Source organism: Caldivirga sp., assembly GCF_023256255.1.
Classification (GTDB): domain Archaea; phylum Thermoproteota; class Thermoprotei; order Thermoproteales; family Thermocladiaceae; genus Caldivirga.
Window position 1 is genome coordinate 1 of sequence record NZ_JAGDXD010000061.1, and the last position, 16,465, is coordinate 16,465.

The 16,465-nt window shown below is 44.1% G+C and carries 16 protein-coding genes and 1 pseudogene; 12 read left to right on the forward strand and 5 right to left on the reverse strand.

What is annotated here, in order from left to right; all coding sequences use genetic code 11:
• Positions 1 to 305 precede the first annotated feature (305 nt).
• The 10 genes and pseudogenes from Q0C29_RS09610 to hisF all read left to right on the forward strand — a co-directional run bounded on the left by Q0C29_RS09610 (position 306) and on the right by hisF (position 9,205).
• Positions 306 to 857 carry a hypothetical protein gene (locus tag Q0C29_RS09610; protein WP_292000446.1) on the forward strand — a complete coding sequence of 184 codons (552 nt, stop codon included), beginning with the start codon at positions 306 to 308 and terminating at the stop codon, positions 855 to 857.
• 64 nt (positions 858 to 921) lie between these two features.
• On the forward strand, positions 922 to 2,517 hold the full coding sequence (locus tag Q0C29_RS09615) for a cytosine permease (RefSeq protein ID WP_292000447.1): 1,596 nt from the start codon (positions 922 to 924) through the stop codon (positions 2,515 to 2,517).
• 85 nt (positions 2,518 to 2,602) lie between these two features.
• Positions 2,603 to 3,880, forward strand: a complete 1,278-nt coding sequence (locus Q0C29_RS09620; protein WP_292000448.1) for an RsmB/NOP family class I SAM-dependent RNA methyltransferase — start codon at positions 2,603 to 2,605, stop codon at positions 3,878 to 3,880.
• Positions 3,881 to 4,307: 427 nt separating this feature from the next.
• Positions 4,308 to 4,721: a HEPN domain-containing protein gene (locus Q0C29_RS09625; protein WP_292000449.1), complete on the forward strand. Its 414-nt coding sequence runs from the start codon at positions 4,308 to 4,310 to the stop codon at positions 4,719 to 4,721.
• Entirely contained in the window at positions 4,712 to 5,083 is a 372-nt protein-coding gene (locus tag Q0C29_RS09630; protein WP_292000450.1) for a nucleotidyltransferase domain-containing protein, read from the forward strand. Before Q0C29_RS09625 ends, Q0C29_RS09630 begins: the two co-directional genes overlap by 10 nt.
• 652 nt (positions 5,084 to 5,735) lie before the next feature.
• Positions 5,736 to 6,193: pseudogene (locus tag Q0C29_RS10870) on the forward strand (PaREP1 family protein).
• A gap of 142 nt (positions 6,194 to 6,335) precedes the next feature.
• Positions 6,336 to 7,187: an ATP phosphoribosyltransferase gene (gene hisG / locus Q0C29_RS09645; RefSeq protein WP_292000453.1), complete on the forward strand. Its 852-nt coding sequence runs from the start codon at positions 6,336 to 6,338 to the stop codon at positions 7,185 to 7,187.
• Entirely contained in the window at positions 7,187 to 7,870 is a 684-nt protein-coding gene (locus Q0C29_RS09650; RefSeq protein ID WP_292000454.1) for a HisA/HisF-related TIM barrel protein, read from the forward strand. Before hisG ends, Q0C29_RS09650 begins: the two co-directional genes overlap by 1 nt.
• Positions 7,863 to 8,441 carry an imidazoleglycerol-phosphate dehydratase gene (locus Q0C29_RS09655; protein ID WP_292000455.1) on the forward strand — a complete coding sequence of 193 codons (579 nt, stop codon included), beginning with the start codon at positions 7,863 to 7,865 and terminating at the stop codon, positions 8,439 to 8,441. The genes Q0C29_RS09650 and Q0C29_RS09655 overlap by 8 nt, the downstream gene beginning before the upstream one ends.
• Positions 8,438 to 9,205 carry an imidazole glycerol phosphate synthase subunit HisF gene (hisF, locus tag Q0C29_RS09660; RefSeq protein WP_292000456.1) on the forward strand — a complete coding sequence of 256 codons (768 nt, stop codon included), beginning with the start codon at positions 8,438 to 8,440 and terminating at the stop codon, positions 9,203 to 9,205. Before Q0C29_RS09655 ends, hisF begins: the two co-directional genes overlap by 4 nt.
• Before the next feature lie 14 nt (positions 9,206 to 9,219).
• Here the strand turns inward: hisF and hisI are convergent, their stop codons facing one another.
• Genes hisI through hisE form a run of 3 tightly spaced genes read right to left on the reverse strand, consistent with a single transcriptional unit; the run spans position 9,220 to position 10,555 of the window.
• Positions 9,220 to 9,612 carry a phosphoribosyl-AMP cyclohydrolase gene (gene hisI, locus Q0C29_RS09665; protein ID WP_292000457.1) on the reverse strand — a complete coding sequence of 131 codons (393 nt, stop codon included), beginning with the start codon at positions 9,610 to 9,612 and terminating at the stop codon, positions 9,220 to 9,222.
• A gap of 45 nt (positions 9,613 to 9,657) precedes the next feature.
• Entirely contained in the window at positions 9,658 to 10,260 is a 603-nt protein-coding gene (hisH, locus tag Q0C29_RS09670) for an imidazole glycerol phosphate synthase subunit HisH (RefSeq protein ID WP_292000458.1), read from the reverse strand.
• Positions 10,253 to 10,555 carry a phosphoribosyl-ATP diphosphatase gene (gene hisE, locus Q0C29_RS09675; protein ID WP_367173679.1) on the reverse strand — a complete coding sequence of 101 codons (303 nt, stop codon included), beginning with the start codon at positions 10,553 to 10,555 and terminating at the stop codon, positions 10,253 to 10,255. Before hisE ends, hisH begins: the two co-directional genes overlap by 8 nt.
• Before the next feature lie 369 nt (positions 10,556 to 10,924).
• Here hisE and Q0C29_RS09680 point away from each other — a divergent pair, with 369 nt between their 5' ends.
• Together Q0C29_RS09680 and Q0C29_RS09685 are read left to right on the forward strand one after the other, a co-directional pair.
• Positions 10,925 to 11,518, forward strand: coding sequence for a MarC family protein (locus tag Q0C29_RS09680; protein WP_292000459.1), 594 nt, complete (start codon positions 10,925 to 10,927; stop codon positions 11,516 to 11,518).
• A 138-nt stretch (positions 11,519 to 11,656) separates the two neighbouring features.
• Positions 11,657 to 12,289 carry an adenosylcobinamide amidohydrolase gene (locus Q0C29_RS09685; RefSeq protein ID WP_292000460.1) on the forward strand — a complete coding sequence of 211 codons (633 nt, stop codon included), beginning with the start codon at positions 11,657 to 11,659 and terminating at the stop codon, positions 12,287 to 12,289.
• A gap of 155 nt (positions 12,290 to 12,444) precedes the next feature.
• On the opposite strand, the gene Q0C29_RS09690 is transcribed toward Q0C29_RS09685, so the two are convergent.
• Both Q0C29_RS09690 and Q0C29_RS09695 read right to left on the reverse strand, forming a co-directional pair.
• Positions 12,445 to 15,588: a glycoside hydrolase family 38 C-terminal domain-containing protein gene (locus Q0C29_RS09690; protein ID WP_292000461.1), complete on the reverse strand. Its 3,144-nt coding sequence runs from the start codon at positions 15,586 to 15,588 to the stop codon at positions 12,445 to 12,447.
• A 76-nt stretch (positions 15,589 to 15,664) separates the two neighbouring features.
• The gene (locus Q0C29_RS09695; protein ID WP_292000462.1) at positions 15,665 to 16,057 is read right to left on the reverse strand and encodes a hypothetical protein; all 393 of its coding nucleotides are present in this window, start codon (positions 16,055 to 16,057) and stop codon (positions 15,665 to 15,667) included.
• Positions 16,058 to 16,465: the final 408 nt, after the last annotated feature.

Consider the following 16,465-nt stretch of genomic DNA (forward strand, 5'->3'; position numbering starts at 1 on the left):
GGTATCAACAGCATTAATAGCAGGAATAATAGTAATAGTCATAGTAATAGCAGCAGTAGCCGCAGTAATAGTGTTAAGAAGAAGATAAGAAGCATAACAATAATTAAGGCGATTTAAAACACTTACTTCATTATTTCCATCTTTATCATGAATTAAATGAGAGTAGGCCTTTCGGTGCATTTGGTTAAGTGTACTATTATGCAGGGTTTAGGGGAATTTATTCTTAAGTGATAAGGGTTAGTTCAAAGGCTTATTGTATTGATTAATGCATAAACATTAATAAACGGTTTTAGTTGGTGTGTTTAATGCAGCCTTACATTGAGTTGGTTAGGAGGTATGTTTACAGGAGGATTCTCATTGAGTTTGGCGATGATGAGTTAGGTAAGTTGGCTGTTGCAATCTTAAACACGCTCTTGAGTAGGGGGGAGGCTATGACTGATGATAAGTTGACTTCAATAGTTGGTTATAATGCTATTGATGTTAGGAGGATTCTCCAAGCCTTATACAATATGAGACTTGCCTCAGTGGTTGAGGAGTTTAATGAGGCGGCTGGTAGGATTGAGCAGTCATGGTCCATTAAGGATGAGGATATTAGGAGATTCCTAGTGAACCTAATAGGTGGTGTGTTGGATAAGGTTAGTGTACTAATGCAGCAGTTAACCAATACATCAGTTTACATTTGCCCTAAGTGTTTTAAGAGGTATAGTGAGGATGATGCGTTAATGTATGATTACAAGTGTCCATTAGACAAGACTCCGTTAGAGTACATAAACCCAGCGGATTACTTAACCGTATTGGGGGCTGTTGAGTCTAGGCTTAAGAAGATGCTGGAGTCTGTTAGTAGGGGGAGTGTTTAAGGTATTACTGTTTAATGGGAGAGTTAGGTTTTAAAGGGGTCCAGTAGTTGGGTCGAGGGCGTTCGTGGGGGAAACAGTAAACTCCCAGTCAACGGTGGTTTACAATAGAGAGAGGGGTCAATTAGAGTTAAAGGTCTCGTACCCTGAGGAGAAGTACCTCTGGAATAAGGATCTTCACCCAACCCCAATAAATAGGAGGACTTGGGATTGGTACACTTATGCAGCAATATGGTTTAGTATGGCCTTCATAGTGCCCAGTTGGTCATTGGCAAGCGTCGGCTTATCCTTTGGCCTAGGGGCTATTGAGTCAATAATAGTTGTCTTCCTAGGCAACTTAATAGTCCTAGTGCCCATGATAATTCAATCCCACGGTGGCGCAAGGTACGGCATACCTGAACCAGTGTTGACTAGAACCAGGTGGGGTGTGTATGGTGCTATTTTCCCCAGTTGGATTAGGGCTATTATCGGGGCTGGTTGGTGGGGTATTGAAACCTACATAATGACTGAGGCAGCAGTGGGTATTTACGCAATATTAAGTGGTAAGTTACCAGTGATAGAGTCACTTATGGCTAAGGGCGTTGCCTCACCCTTCACCATTAGCCTAGCCTTCCCTCAAGTCTTCTGGGCAACATTCATTGCAATAATAGTACTTCAACTAATCCTGCTGTACCACTCCCCAGTACCTAATGCTCAACCAGCCTTAAAGTGGTTCGCAAGGCTCTCAGCACCATTAATACTAGCCGGTTTCCTAGCATTATGGCTGCACTTCATGGCAATCTCAGGGTGGAGTTACGGTAACGTATTCTCAATACACAGTAGCCTAAGAGGATCAGCCTACTGGATGGCTTGGTTAGCCTTCCTAAACGCCAACATAGCCTACTGGGCGACAATGGCTCTATCAATGCCTGACTACACCAGGTTCGCTAAGAGTCAAGTAGCCCAGGTTGTTGGCCAAATCCCAATGCCATTCATGATGCTTACCGTAGCCATACTGGGCACCATGACTACGGGTGCAGTCATGAGACTCACCGGTAGACCCATATGGGACCCCATATTATTGTCAACAATGTACATGGGGCCTGTGGCTGGAGTTATTGTGAACCTACTATTCCTATTAGCCACCTTCGCTGTTAACGTATTCGCCAACACCGTTGGCCCAGCCTATGACTTCGCTAACACCCTACCAAGGTACATATCCTGGTTCAGGGGTGTATTGATAGTTGTTGCTGTAGCTGTGCTACTTGGGGCCTGGACATTCTATGGCTCAGCCTACGGTTACTTATACAACTGGCTACTGACGTATGGTGGTTTACTGGGTTCTGTGGAGGGTGTGATAATATTTGACTATGCCTTAATAAGGAGGTTTAAGTTTGAGCTGCAGGACGTATTCCTAAGTCGTGGCAAGTTCAGGTATTGGATGGGCATTAACCCAGCAGCCTTCATAACATTCGCCATAGTTACCTTCATAATATACGCCCCAATACCATACCACAGTCTACTCTTCAGTAACGCATGGGTGCTTGCCTTCATACTATCAGGCCTAATATACACTCCACTAATGGTATACTGGGTAATACCAAAGTATCAACCCCACTTAAAGGGATCCATTTGGAGGGGTGGCTACGTATCTGGTGAGGTTAGGGAATTGTTTAGACGCTAGGTTACGTTAAAGAGTCAATTTTCAGTTTAAAATAATTGGCCTTTCTAAATAATGCTTAATAACTTCGCACTGAATAAACACTGGAATGAGCGTTAGCCTTGGTGATGACTTCGTGGACTTCGCCTCTGAGGTAATGTACATTATTGAGGATAGGATGGTATCCATGGATAAGGCCTTCCACTACGCTAGGCTTAGGCATAGGCTGAAGGCGCCACCTAGAGTGTACTATAATGCTGTTAGTGATGTTGTTAGGAATTACGCCTACTTATCATTCATTGCTAAGCAATTGCTGGGTTCAAACTCAAGGAAGGCCATTGCTAAGGCTTGGCTACTCCTAAAATCCAACAGTCACTACTCCAGGAGACTTATGAAGAGGATTAGGGTTAGGGTTGAGGACGCTGAGGCTAGGCTAATGGAGGTTAAGGATAAGGACCCCTTAGCCTACCTCTCCATTAGGTACTCATTCCCAAGGTTCATTATTGAGGAGTTGAGTAGGGGAATGGGGCTTAGTGAACTGGAGGATTACTTGAGTTCCCTTAACAGGAGGGTTACTTGGCTCAGGGTTAATACGCTTAAGGTTGATTTAGACAAGGCAATTAGACTCCTTGAGAACGAGGGGGTTAACTTCACTCAAAGTAAGCATTACCCATTCATGCTTCTAGCCAGTGATAATGAAAAACCACTAGGTCACCTACGCCTCTTCAAGCAGGGTTTAATTATACCCCAGGACTTAGCCTCAGTACTAGTGGTGCTTAACCTTAGTCCTGAACCAGGTGACGTCATCCTGGACGCATGCGCCGCCCCGGGGATGAAGACTAGCCTAATAATGCAGTTGACAGAAAATAAGGCAAGCGTCGTGGCTGTGGACTTATCAGTAGGTAGGTTAAGCAAGATGAGGATGCTAATGAGGAGGATGGGGGTTGATGAATCAAGGATACACTTAATTCGCTCAGATTCAAGTAGGTTGAAGCTAGCTAAGGGTATAAATAAGGTCCTCATTGATGCACCATGCACATCAAGTGGAGCAGCCTCAAAGGATCCTGGAATCAAGTTAATACTGGAACATAAGCCTAGCCTAGTTAAGCATCAGTCAATGACCCAGGAATCAATACTACTTAACCTAATTAAACAATTTAAGGATTCGCAGGTAACCTACGCCACATGCTCAATACTACCTGAGGAGGGTGAGGAGGTTGTTAGTAGGGTCAGTGAATTAACTGACGCTAAGTTAAGTAGGCCTAACGTGGGTGATTTAAGCAATGGCTACGTAAACTACAGGATAGCGCCCTTGGTGGGTAGGGTAATGCCCCACATACATAATGCAGAGGGTTTCTTCATAGCCAAGTTAAACGCATCCCCTTAACCCTAGGTGCTTTACGTTAAGCCACTTTACCATAGCTCCACCCCCAGGGGCCTCAATAATAACCTCATCACTTGAATACAGATCCACGGTGACAAAATGAACGACAAGCCTCGCCCCTTTAGGGTAGGGAGGAGGTCAGCTACGTAATGCAACATATGCTAAAGCCCTAAACACTAATTCCCAAGAAACCACTACTGAACGTAATGCTCTATAACACTATTCATGGCTTGAAACTTCACACATTAAGCGTATTTGTTAATTATGGCACCATTAAGCTAAAATTGTTTATTGCATTATAATTCTTAGCTGGTAAGAGGGCTGAGAATCCTTTTTCACATTGATAGAAATCTTTTATGTTTCCCACTAGGATCATAACCATGGGTGTATTCTAAAGTGTTTTTAAGCCGAGGTGCTTTGGTCTACTTAAATGACTCAAGTGCTTGACTGTGATGAGTATGTTAGGTGGATTAAGCAGGCTGACTATACTCTACTGGCTATGGATACTGATATGAATGCTGGTAATTACTCATGGGTATGTTTTAAGGCTCAGCAGGCAGCTGAGTTATCCGTAAAGGCGTTGCTTAAGGCTTTAGGTAAGCCGGCATTTGGTCATAATTTAGTAGCCCTATTTAACGACTTATCAGGCTACTGCAGTAATGTAAGTAGTAGGTTAAGGTTCTGCATTGGTTACTTAGATAAGATGTATGTTACTCCAAGGTATCCAGATGCCTTAACTGAGGGTATTCCCTATGAGAGGTATACCCGTGAGGAAGCTGAGGAGGCTTCAAATTGCGCAAGACTCGTAGTAGATTGGGTAAAGGGGTGTTCGCCATGCCATTAGATGAATTGATTAGGCGTAGGATAATGGAGAGGAAGGGGATTATTGAGGAATTGCGTAATTACGCCGAGAGACTTAAGTCTAGGTTCGGTAAATTAACCATGATACTGTACGGCTCGTACGCTAGGGGTGACTTCAACCTCTGGAGTGACGTTGATGTAGTAATAGTGTCCGAGTACTTTAGGAATCGGAACTTCATCACCAGATGCATTGAACTTAACGATGCCCCACCTAGGCTAGAACCAGTGTGTTGGACTCCTGATGAAGCTTTAAAGGCTTTAACTAAGCCATGGTGGCGTGAAGCCCTTAAGGACAGCATCATCATTACTGATGACTATGAATTAGGTAAAATCCTAAGGAGGTAAATATAGGCAATGGTATCCCAAGCCACTTAGCCTATGGTTGCCCTTGCCCATCACCATAAAATAGTGAAACCTTAAGTCTATTATAACTATGGTAAATCTACATGAGGAGCTTGGTTAATGTGTTAAAATCCTATCTTTAAACACCCTATAGTATATGTAACCTAGATCTACCTCATCTAATATCCTCATGTATATGTGTGCTGTTAACTTACGTGCAAGGTCTTGATCAGCTGCATAAATGGGAGGCCAAGTCAATGGGAGCCTCAACAGTGGCCGTGTCCTTCTTACACTCATGCATTAACCCAAGTATAGTTATTCCACCGAAATTGAGAGTCTGACTCCTTCCCCGCCTTGAAGGGTGGGAGTTCCCTGAGGTCTTGTGGGTTACATCCCTTTGATTGATGCTACTCGGTTACCCCGACGGTATTGTGGGGGTTGTTGGCCTCCACTCCCCATTTTGACTAGAGTTAACCAGTGGAGTCAAACCCCAGCATGGACAAGGCCTAAAAACCCAACCCCACCCTAAAGGGCGAGGTTTGTTGCCACCATTATCATCCTCTTTAACGCATAATTGCTCATTAACCATGGGTGCTTTGTAACTTATGTTACTCATTAATATATGTTTTTAAGCCTTCATAATCCTGTATTAAGCATGGAAGTGTTGTTAAGGATCGCTGAGGAGCATGGTATTGATGTTGAGGAGCTGATCATGAATACTATAAGAGATAGGATTAATGATCCAACTAGCACCATTCGGCTACGGGTAGAGTTGGCTGAAAATACCTAGCCGATGCTATGAAACCAGTTAAACAAGGGTGATGTTGTTCAGGCCAGTGAGAAGGCGTATAAGGCTGCTGAGGAGATTGTGAAGGCCTTAGCGGAAAAGCTTAACACTAAGGAGTATCAACAAGCCGTGAAGGAGGGAAGATGGTATACTTACCAGTTATCTTCCGTGGCCTCACTGTACGACTGGAGTAGGAGAGCTGGTCCTCAGCGTAACTACTGCATGTCTGGAGTTTTCATGAAGCGAAACTTGATGCTGAGGTGGTTAGGTCTTATATTAAGGATATTGAGGAAATGGTTGTTAAGGCTAAAGAATTCATCACATAATCAATCCATGAAGACCCAGGGTACGGCGCCTACTTCGCCGTAAGGTTAGGTATTTATAATTATTATTAACCTATTAATTAGCCAGTAATGCTTATATACCCTCAGTAGTCGTGGCCTTAATGAATAACCTCCAACATACTTAATGGCTGTTCCATCTAAGGGACGCCTAATGGAGCCGGTCATGGGGCTCCTGGAGTATATTGGCGTGAGGCCCCAGGCAATGGACGATAGGTCCCTTGTAATCCCAACAAGTTGGCGTTTACTGAGTCTAATAAGAATCAGACCAGAAGACATACCTAGTGTTGTGGAATCCGGCTCAGCGGTAATGGGGATAACAGGCTTAGATTACGTCACTGAGAGTGGGGCTTCAGTTAATGTTATTGAGAGGCTCGGCTTCGGTAGAGGTAAGATTGTTGTAGCTGTACCTTATGGTTCAGGGGTGAGCAGTATTGATGATGTTAAGGATGGGATGAGACTGGCTACGAAGTACGTCAACATAACTAACTCATACTTCAGTAAACTTGGTAAGAGGATTAGGATTGTTAAAATATCAGGTAGCGCTGAGGTAATGCCCCTACTCAACGTGGCTGATGGCATTGTTGACGTCATGTCAACTGGAACAACACTGAGACTTCATGGCCTTAAACCAATAGGGGTAATTATGGAGAGTGAGGCTGCCTTAATTACCCCAAGGGAATTGAGTGATGATGAGAAGGAATTCGTGGACAAGTTCCTAATACTCATGAGGGGTGCATTAGCTTCAAATGGTAGGAAGCTAGTGTTAATGAATGTTCCTGAAGAGGACCTTGCGGCAGTACTTAAGGTTCTCCCAGCAATGGAGGGACCCACTATTGCTGATGTGGCCTCAGGTAGGCCCATGAAGGAAGTTATATCGGTTGTCCCTGAGGAGTCAATACCTGACCTACTCCCCTTGTTGAAGAAGGCTGGGGCTAAGGATATCTTAGTGTTAAGCATCGAGAAGGTGATACCTTAATGGGGCTAATAATACCCTCAATTGACTTAAGCGGTGGTTTAGTGGTTAAGAGGGTTAGGGGAGTTAAGGGTAGTGAACTCGTTAAGTTAAACCTAACAGAAGCCCTAAGCCTAGTTAAGGATTATCCACTAGTTCACGTGGTTGACCTTGATGGGGCTGAATTAGGTAAACCAGTTAACGTGGATTCAATAGTGAAAATAGGAATGGCAATGAACGGGAAGTGTGAGGTTGGGGGAGGTGTTAGAGGTATTGAGGATGCTGAACTACTCTTAAGGTACTGCTCAAGGGTCATACTAGGCACGGTAGCTGTGGAAAACACCCCACTACTACTCAGTATGGTTAATAGGCTTGGGGAGGATAAGGTGGGTATAGCCCTAGACGCTGATGGTGAATGGCTAATGACTAGGGGGTGGGGGGTTAAGGCGAGGAGGATAATGGATGTAATAGGGGGCTTACCGAAGGTTGGTGTAGTGGTGTACACTAACGTAAGAGTTGAGGGTACTGGAATGGGGCCTAGGGTTGAGGAGGGGTTAGTTAAGCGGCTTAAGGAGATTGGGGATGAGGCTTATTACGCTGGTGGTGTATCAAACTGCAGCGACGTGGAGTACCTATGGGGTCTAGGGTTCGATGGAGTCATCGTGGGGTACGCGCTCTACGTTAAGGGGGTGAGGTGCAGTGCCTAGGGAGTCTGTGGTTGAGCGTAGGACAAGGGAGACTGAGGTTAAGGTTGAGTTAAGCCTAGAGCCTGGTGAGGTTAACGTGGATACACCTATCAAGTTCCTTAACCACATGGTTGAGACACTAATATTCTACATGGGTGCCTCAGGTAGGGTTAAGGCAATCGACCTTAGGGGGTTTGACGACCACCACGTTGTTGAGGATGTGGCCATAGTGCTTGGTTCAGCACTTGATAAGGCCCTTGGAGACAGGGTTGGGTTAACTAGGTTCGGTTGGTCAATAGTACCCATGGATGACGCCTTAACGTTAGCCTCAGTGGACTTAGGCGGTAGGGTTTACTTCGTGTTTAAGGGTTCCTTCACTAGGGATACTGTCGGCGACATGGCCACTGAAATGGTGCCGCACTTCATTAGGAGCCTGGCATCATCACTTAAGGCCACAATACACGTTAAGGTAATGTGGGGTGAGAATAATCACCACGTGGCTGAGTCAATATTCAAAGCCCTTGGCCTAGCCATTGGTCAAGCAATTCAAGTTAAGGGTAGTGGGGTACCAAGCCTGAAGGGGGTGTTATGACTAGGCCAATTGGCTTGGTTAGACGCATAATACCCTGCATGGACGTTGATGCCGATATTGTGGTTAAGGGGGTTAACTTCGAGGGCCTTAGGGTAATGGGTGACCCAGTTGACTTAGCGTCAAGGTATGAGGAGGAGGGGGCTGATGAATTATTCCTACTTGACATAACGGCTACAGTGCAGGGTAGGTCAACGTTCCTTAAGACTGTGCGTAATGTTGCAGCAGCCGTAAGCATACCCCTGGGTGTAGGTGGGGGTATTAGGAGTATTGGGGATGCTGACGCAGCCTTTAAGGCTGGGGCAGATAAGGTTAGCGTTAATACGGCAGCCGTAAAGGATCCTAGCATAGTTGCTAAGTTATCTAAGGAGTATGGGGCTCAATCAGTGGTGGTTGCCATAGATGTTAAAAGGATTAATGATGCATGGAGGGTCTTCATAATGGGGGGTAGGCATGAAACCCCCCTCAATGCCATTGATTGGGCGAGAATGGTTGAGGAGCTTGGGGCTGGTGAGTTACTTGTGACGAGTATTGATGCTGATGGAACGAGGGCTGGGTATGATGTTGAACTTTACAGGAGACTATCAGAGGCGGTTAATATTCCAGTAATAGCCAGTGGGGGTGCTGGGGATCCTAGGCACTTCCTTGAGGTTCTTAAGTACGCTGACGCCGCATTAGCCGCAAGTGTATTCCATATGGGTACTATAAGCATACTAACCCTAAAATCCTACTTATCGGAGTCAGGCATTAGGGTGCGTACGTACTAGAGCTGGTGGGCTTCTTAGATATTATGGCGAACCCTATTCACATACCTGGCGTCGAAACATGACCTTGTGCCCAGGTGGCATGCATTACCCACTTGGTAAACCTTAAGCAGTAAAGCATCCCCATCACAGTCAATCCTGAAGTCAACCAAGTACTGGTAATGGCCACTTGTCTCCCCCTTAAGCCACAGTCTCTTACGGCTTAGGGACCAGTAGTGAACCATGCCTGTGGTTAAGGTTTTGAGGACGGCCTCCTTATTCATACTTGCAATCATTAACACATCCTTAGTTAGGTAATCCTGGGCTACAGCAATAACAGTACCGTCAGTGTGCCTGTACCAAAGGGACTCAGCCACCTTAGCCGCCTCCTCTGGGCTTAGCTTAAGTACATTAACTCCATTAGGTAGCATTAATGAACCTAATTAAGGACGCTTTAAATTATTAAGCCTACCGCTTCACTTCCTGGCTAAATTAACAATACTGCTTAGAATGCTTAAGCCTAATTTCCCACTCTTCTCCGGGTGGAATTGAGTTCCGAACGTAACCTTCTTCTCATCGCAAAGCACGCTCAGTATTGTTGAGTCACCGTACTTAGTGAACCCGACGTTTGGGGATTCATTAACTGGATTAACAACTGCGTAGCTATGCATGAAGTAGTAGTAACCATTCATAACGCCTAGGCTGCATTCCCCATTCACCTTAACGTAATCCCAACCAATGTGCGGCACCCTTGGCCCCCTAATCCTACTAACCCACTCACCGTACCAACCCAAGCCCCCCAACTCCCCCTCGTCACTACCCTTAAACATTAACTGTAGGCCTAGGCATATGCCTAGTATTGGTGAACTCCCCCTAACCCTGTTTAATTCATCAATCAACCTGGTTAAGTTAACTACGGCCGAGTTAAATGAACCAACCCCAGGGAGGATTAAGGCATCTGCATTCCTTAAATCAACGGCATTATTAACCAGTAGAGGTTCAGCACCTACCCTACGTAGGGCGTTAAGCACGCTTCCAACATTACCAACACCGTAATTAACCACCCCTACCTTAACCACCCCCCTCACCCTCGTGCCTACTCCTCAACTCCCTGCATACGTCACTTAAACTAAGCCCCATTACCCTAAGTAAGACTAGTAGGTGGTACATGAGGTCAGCGGACTCCCTAATAACCCACTCCTTATCATTAGCCATGGCCGCGACAGCAACCTCCACAGCCTCCTCACCCACCTTCTTACTGATTAGGCTAACACCACCCACGTAGAGTGAGTAAGTGTAGCTTCCCTGTCTCCTAGTTGAAATCCTATCATCTATGACATTCTCCAGTACCTTAAGGAAGTCGCAATCATCCACTAGGCACCATCAAACATCACTATAAATACTTTCCTAACAGATAAATTACTTGCCGAAAATCCACGTGGCAAGAGAATGACAAGCCTTGCCCTTCGGGGGGAGAAGGTTAGTTTAATTACCAAGGCATTAATTATGCTTCATAACCTGCAGTTTAAAAGAAGCATTAATGCATGAAGAGTGCCTCCAGGGGAGGGAATCAGCTTAATAATCATGAGGATACTGGATATGTTTATAAATCTCATGTGAATCAAAGGCCTGGTGATGAGCCTAGGCTGGGTGACTGGTGAGCATGGTTAATAGCGCTGACTAGGGCAATAGAGGCTCATCCTACATTAATACTTTAAAAGTAGCAAATAGTTGCGTTGATTCGTGGCGCCCTTCAGCCTATTTGATTCACTTGTTGCTGCTGTGCAGCTTTATGCAATTATAGATCCACTAGGTGCAATACCCCTACTGGTTAGTGTACCGGATTACGAGAAGATGATGAATAGGTTCCTTAGATTAGTTGCAGTAACTGTACCACTGCTCCTCCTCATCTTCACATTTGCAGGCCCCTTCATATTCTACGTCTTCAGTATAAACATTAATGATTTCCGGATTGCAGGAGGAATCATACTATTGATAATAGCCATAGATGTACTCAGGGAAGGTACACCGAGGACTATGGGAATTAACCCTGAGGATTACGTAATAGTCCCAATAATAACGCCAATGCTCGTTGGACCTGGTGCAATAACCTCAGTTATGGTAATGGTAACCTACTATAATGTCTTCAGTGTGGTTACGGCAATACTAATAGCCTCCCTAGCAACATACATGACCATGAGGTACTCAGTGTACTTAGCTAGGTTAATAGGTAATAATACCCTTAAGATATTTGCAAGATTCTTCAGCCTAATAATAGCATCATGGGCTGTTCAATTAATAGCCTCAGGAATACTTGATATAGTTAAGACTGTTTAAGCATGATAGGAATCATTATAATTAAAGGCGTTGCCTTTCTAAAAGTGGTCAACAGATTAATCACCTTCACGTTGTTTAGATTAACCCCTAAGCTAGTAGGCTGCTAATCTAAAATACTGCCACTGGTTAAGCGTCATAATGATTAGGCAAGTTAAGGTGGTTAACGGGGACTTAGTATTAGCATTAAATGGTATTGCGGTTTCATTATCAAGTACTGTTGATGGTGGTTTAAGGCATGGTATAAGGTACGTTATTCATCACCATGTGCCCAGCGACTTCAACACTGATCCAATGCTTGAAGTTAAGAAAGTTCACGATAAGTTAATGATTAAGGGTAATGAAGCCATAACCTTCCTCACGGCAGTTGAACTACCAAGGAGCCACGTCATCCATGAAGAATCCTCAGGGGACTTAAGGGTTACGGTATCATCAACAATGGGGTTAAGTAATCCTTACAGGATTAAGGGAGGGAATGTGGTAAGCCTATGGAGGGGTTACTCAACAGTAAACATAGTGGTCATAATTAATGCGCCCCTTGCTTCACCGGCACTTGTTGATGCAGTATCCCTAATCGCTGAGGTTAAGCATGAGACCCTAAGTGAATTAACGGGTGGAAAGATTCATGGAACAACTAGTGATGCTGCTGCAGTATTATCGTTAAACGAGGGAGGGGTTAAGCCCTATGCTGGTCCAGCCACTGAGATAGGTAAGTTAATAAGCCATGCTGTGTATAATGCCTTAATTAAGGCGTATGGCAACACAATAACCTAAATGATGTTTATTGAGGAAAATACACACTTAGTGATGGTGAGGCTTGACATTAAATTCTTCATTAACTATTCCATGACAATGAAATTAACTAAGGGATGAGGGTAATTGAAACTTCATATCCTAAGCATTGTATCCCTATCCTTCAAGGTGGAGTGTTAGCCTAGTCTCATTCTAAGGGTCTTAATCTCATATGGCTCCAGTACTATGTTGCCTAAATTCACTGAACCATGATCCTCGGTTTCTATTAGGTTTGTTTCAACTACAGTACTGGGTCTATATGAGTTGTTAATTGTAATGCCCATGCTTATTGATGAATCGTAGGGGTTGTAGAACCTAATAATCAATTCATTCCTAGAGTCCTCAGCAATCTTTACTGCCGTTAACACTGCCTTATGTGGCTTAAGCTCCATGAAACTCCACTCACCTAATGCGTTACTTAATTCATCCCCACCACTTACCATAATGTGCCTTAACTCATGCATTACGTCATAGGCAACCTTAGGTACCTCAGCAGTCTTATAGTCACCAATGTGTGGGTAAATGAATATGGATGTTTCAAAGTCACCTAGGTCACTCCATGGGTTAGGGAACGTTGGGGACCTGAGTAGGCTTAAGCCGATCCTGCCTCCAATTACTGAGTAACCATGCCTAGATGGTGATATTACAGCCAGTCCTTTAGCTCCATCGGATAAGTCAACCCACCTTAATGCCGGAACCTCAATTTTACCCTCCTTGACCTGAACCTGAGGATCAGTGGGCCTAGTTAATGTGCCGAAGGGTATGTCGTACACGGCCTCCTTAGACTCAACGGTTGTGTTAATCCAGTACTTAACGAGGACACCCTCATCAATCCAGTTAATCCTACTCCAAACCTCGATTAAAGGTGAGTACTTGCTTAGGCAAATCCTCTGGCTTATCCTAGACTTACTAAAGCCCTTATCAACATCAATACACGACATTAATGGACCCTTAATTGAAACCCTTGGAGGTGAAGCTAGGTTGAATTCAACACCATCATTGAGTGAACTAAGTGAAAACCTCCAGGCATCTGAGACAATGGGCTCCTCTATGTGAGCCATTAGTTTAACTGAACCATTAATGAGCTCAGCATTACTACCCTTTAGTATGATTGATTCAATATCCCCCTTACTGTTGACCTTGACTTTAACATAACTATTCTCCATTATGAAGCCACCACCATCTTCCTTAACCATCACGCCATCCTTCGGTTCAACGCATTCACCATTAATTGCATATGCCCTAAAGCCCACTGGAGGTGCCTCAACGTAGATTAACCTTTCATCCCCAAGGTCCTGGCACTCTGAATTAATTGCTACATTACGTGGAACCTTAATAATGCCTCCCCTACCCCAGGGGGCTGAGTTAAAGACTACAAGTGAATTTGCTATACCAAAACGCTTACTAATAGCTGTAGTGGATTCATTAATTAATTCCTCACTCTTAGCCAGTAGGCTTCTTAATTCCCCATAGGCGTCATCGTAAACCTCCTTAATTGCTGAACCTGGTACTATGTCGTGGAATTGGTTAAAGAGGAGTGTTTTCCACAATCCCTCAAGTTCACTTAACCCATGGTCACCGGCACCAGTTAAGTAGGCTAAAGTAACCCAGAGTTCAGCATCAGTTAATTTAGCCTCAGCCTTGGCTATGAGTTCCTTAATAAGCAGGTTTGTGGTGTATGTTCCCCTGAAGTTCTCAACGTGAATCTCACCCCTCCACCTGGGTAACTTATCCTTAGCATTAATAAGGGTTGATGCATAATCATCCTCATTAAGGTTAACTAGGCTTGGTATGTTGGGTAACCTATTCATTAAGTCCCTGTACTCAAGCATCTCCCTAGTTGGCCCACCACCCCCATCACCGTAACCGTAGGGGTATATTAATTGGGGCAACGTACCCTTACCCTCGTACATTGACCACGCGCGGTAGGCGTTCAATGGCGTATGAGTATTATTATAATTAACTAGTATTACTTGCGTTGGGATTTCGGATCCATCAATACCCTCCCACGTGAAAACGTGGTATGGGAATTGAGTTAATTCATGGGTTACAATCCTCCATGAGACGAAGACATCGATGCCACTCTTCCTGAGAATTTGAGGTAGGTTAGCTGAGAAGCCGAAGGTGTCCGGTAACCAACCCACCCTAGCTAACTTACCGAACCTGCTTAGGAAGTACCTTTGCCCATATAGGAATTGCCTAACCAGGGACTCACCATCAATAATATTAGCATCACTCTCAATCCACATACCACCAGCAATAATCCACTTACCTAACTTAATTAGCCTACTAACTTCGCTGAAGAGAACCTTATCACTATGCTCAACCCACTCATAGTACTGGGCTGAACTTTGAATGTAGGAGAAGTCGTATTCCCTCATTAATCCTACTATTGTTGAGAATGTCCTCAAAACCTTGTTAATAGTCTCAGCCTTTGGCCAGAGCCAAGCGGCATCAATATGAGCATGGCCAACTGCAAGTAAAACACCCTCCTTAGGGTACTTCACGGTTAATTCACTTAACCCACGATTCAACTTATCCTCAATGCCCTTAACTAAACTGGCGATTGAATCGTCATCAATTACCTTAGGTACATCACTCAAGTGGCCCTTAATAATACCTAAGCCGTATAGGCCAGTGTTCATTATGAAGCTGTCCGGCGGCCTCCTTAAGTCACCTCTACTGAACCATTGCGATAAGGGTGAGTCATAGAGCATTAGTATCATTAAGGTTATTTGACTTAAGGTTGGGTTAACCCTAACACCCTTCGTTACATTAATGAGCAGCTCCTCAAGATCCCTCCTTAACCCACTGTCGTTCGGTAATCCATTAGCGAAATCCACTAGGGCCAATAACCTTAATCCAAGCCTTAAAACATCCCAATTAACCTCAATTAAATAAGCGTAATTAAACCTGAATTCCCACATATGCTGCCCAAAGAGTGTCCTAGGGGTAGACTCAATCATAATCGTGTGGTTGCCGGGGCTTAATGGGAAGTACGTATGGGCCTCATCATAGCCCCAAGCATCATTACCTATTCTAACCAATGCATTACCACTAAGCAGTAGCTTAAGAAACCACCTATGCTTTGATTCAGGGACTGAAACACTGGCCTGGAACCTGAATGAATCATTAGGGGTTGCATCAGTCCTAAATGGTAATTCAATTGAAGAACCTTCACCCATTATCCATGACTTAATGGGAATGAATCTACCAATCGATGATGCAGCAATCTCAAATCCCAAACCCTCAACACCCCTAAGTCCACTTCTAGGTAGCACAATAAGTATTATTAAATGATTCTTTAAAGCATTAACCTAACCACAATTAAAGCCCCTCTCCTTTAGAGTGAAGGCTTTAACCTTTGGTGGTTTTTTGATTAAACACCATTAATTGCTGCCTTATCTCCCTTAACTCATCAGTTATCCTCCATAGCTCCTCAGCAATTTGATTAACCTCACCACGTTCATTAACCAGAATCATTAACCTACCACTTAACTTAATAACCCTCCTTAATGCTGCTACTAATGGCTTATACACATTATTATAGAATGCTAAGGCATCAGCCTCCTTACCTAGGTAAATACTCCTAACACCCCTCCCCCTACACTTCAGGTAATAGTAATAGTACCTCCTATCCACCTTATTCCTAACCCAAGTCCTCTCAAGGTGGCAATCCCCATAATCTTCATAAAGCCTAATTAAGTTATCCCACTCACTTATCTTAAGCGCATCTCCAAGACGCCTCAATGCTGCATCAACACTAACAAGCCCTCCTCAAGCCCACCCAGTACTCTAACATCCAAACCGCTTAAATCATTGAATAAAGCTATTATTGCCTTACTAGTGTTCATTAAGTAGGGTGTTAGGTATCAAGATATTTATAAATTGCTACCTAACACTACAAACACAGAACCCAAACCCAAGATTAGTTATCAACCTTAACTGAGAGGAGTGCTAGTAGGTTGTTGGGGTGGTTGCCTTAATGAATGAGGAGTGGATGAGATGAAAATGAAGCAGAAAAGGATAAATGATTTTAAAAGGTGGTTATGCTTTGAGGTTAAGTTCACCTTCTCCTCAATACTATAATGGCGGCTACGGCTGCTACGACTACTACAATCACCACTATTCCTGCTATTAATGCTGTTGATACCACCG

Excerpts from the sequence above, each read along its gene's own strand:
- hisF (WP_292000456.1), top strand. The coding sequence starts at position 8,438 with ATGACTAGGCCAATTGGCTTGGTTAGACGCATAATACCCTGCATGGAC.
- Q0C29_RS09650 (WP_292000454.1), top strand. The coding sequence starts at position 7,187 with ATGGGGCTAATAATACCCTCAATTGACTTAAGCGGTGGTTTAGTGGTT.
- hisG (WP_292000453.1), top strand. The coding sequence starts at position 6,336 with ATGGCTGTTCCATCTAAGGGACGCCTAATGGAGCCGGTCATGGGGCTC.
- Q0C29_RS09625 (WP_292000449.1), top strand. The coding sequence starts at position 4,308 with ATGACTCAAGTGCTTGACTGTGATGAGTATGTTAGGTGGATTAAGCAG.
- Q0C29_RS09630 (WP_292000450.1), top strand. The coding sequence starts at position 4,712 with ATGCCATTAGATGAATTGATTAGGCGTAGGATAATGGAGAGGAAGGGG.
- Q0C29_RS09685 (WP_292000460.1), top strand. The coding sequence starts at position 11,657 with ATGATTAGGCAAGTTAAGGTGGTTAACGGGGACTTAGTATTAGCATTA.
- hisI (WP_292000457.1), bottom strand. The coding sequence starts at position 9,612 with ATGCTACCTAATGGAGTTAATGTACTTAAGCTAAGCCCAGAGGAGGCG.
- Q0C29_RS09610 (WP_292000446.1), top strand. The coding sequence starts at position 306 with ATGCAGCCTTACATTGAGTTGGTTAGGAGGTATGTTTACAGGAGGATT.
- Q0C29_RS09620 (WP_292000448.1), top strand. The coding sequence starts at position 2,603 with ATGAGCGTTAGCCTTGGTGATGACTTCGTGGACTTCGCCTCTGAGGTA.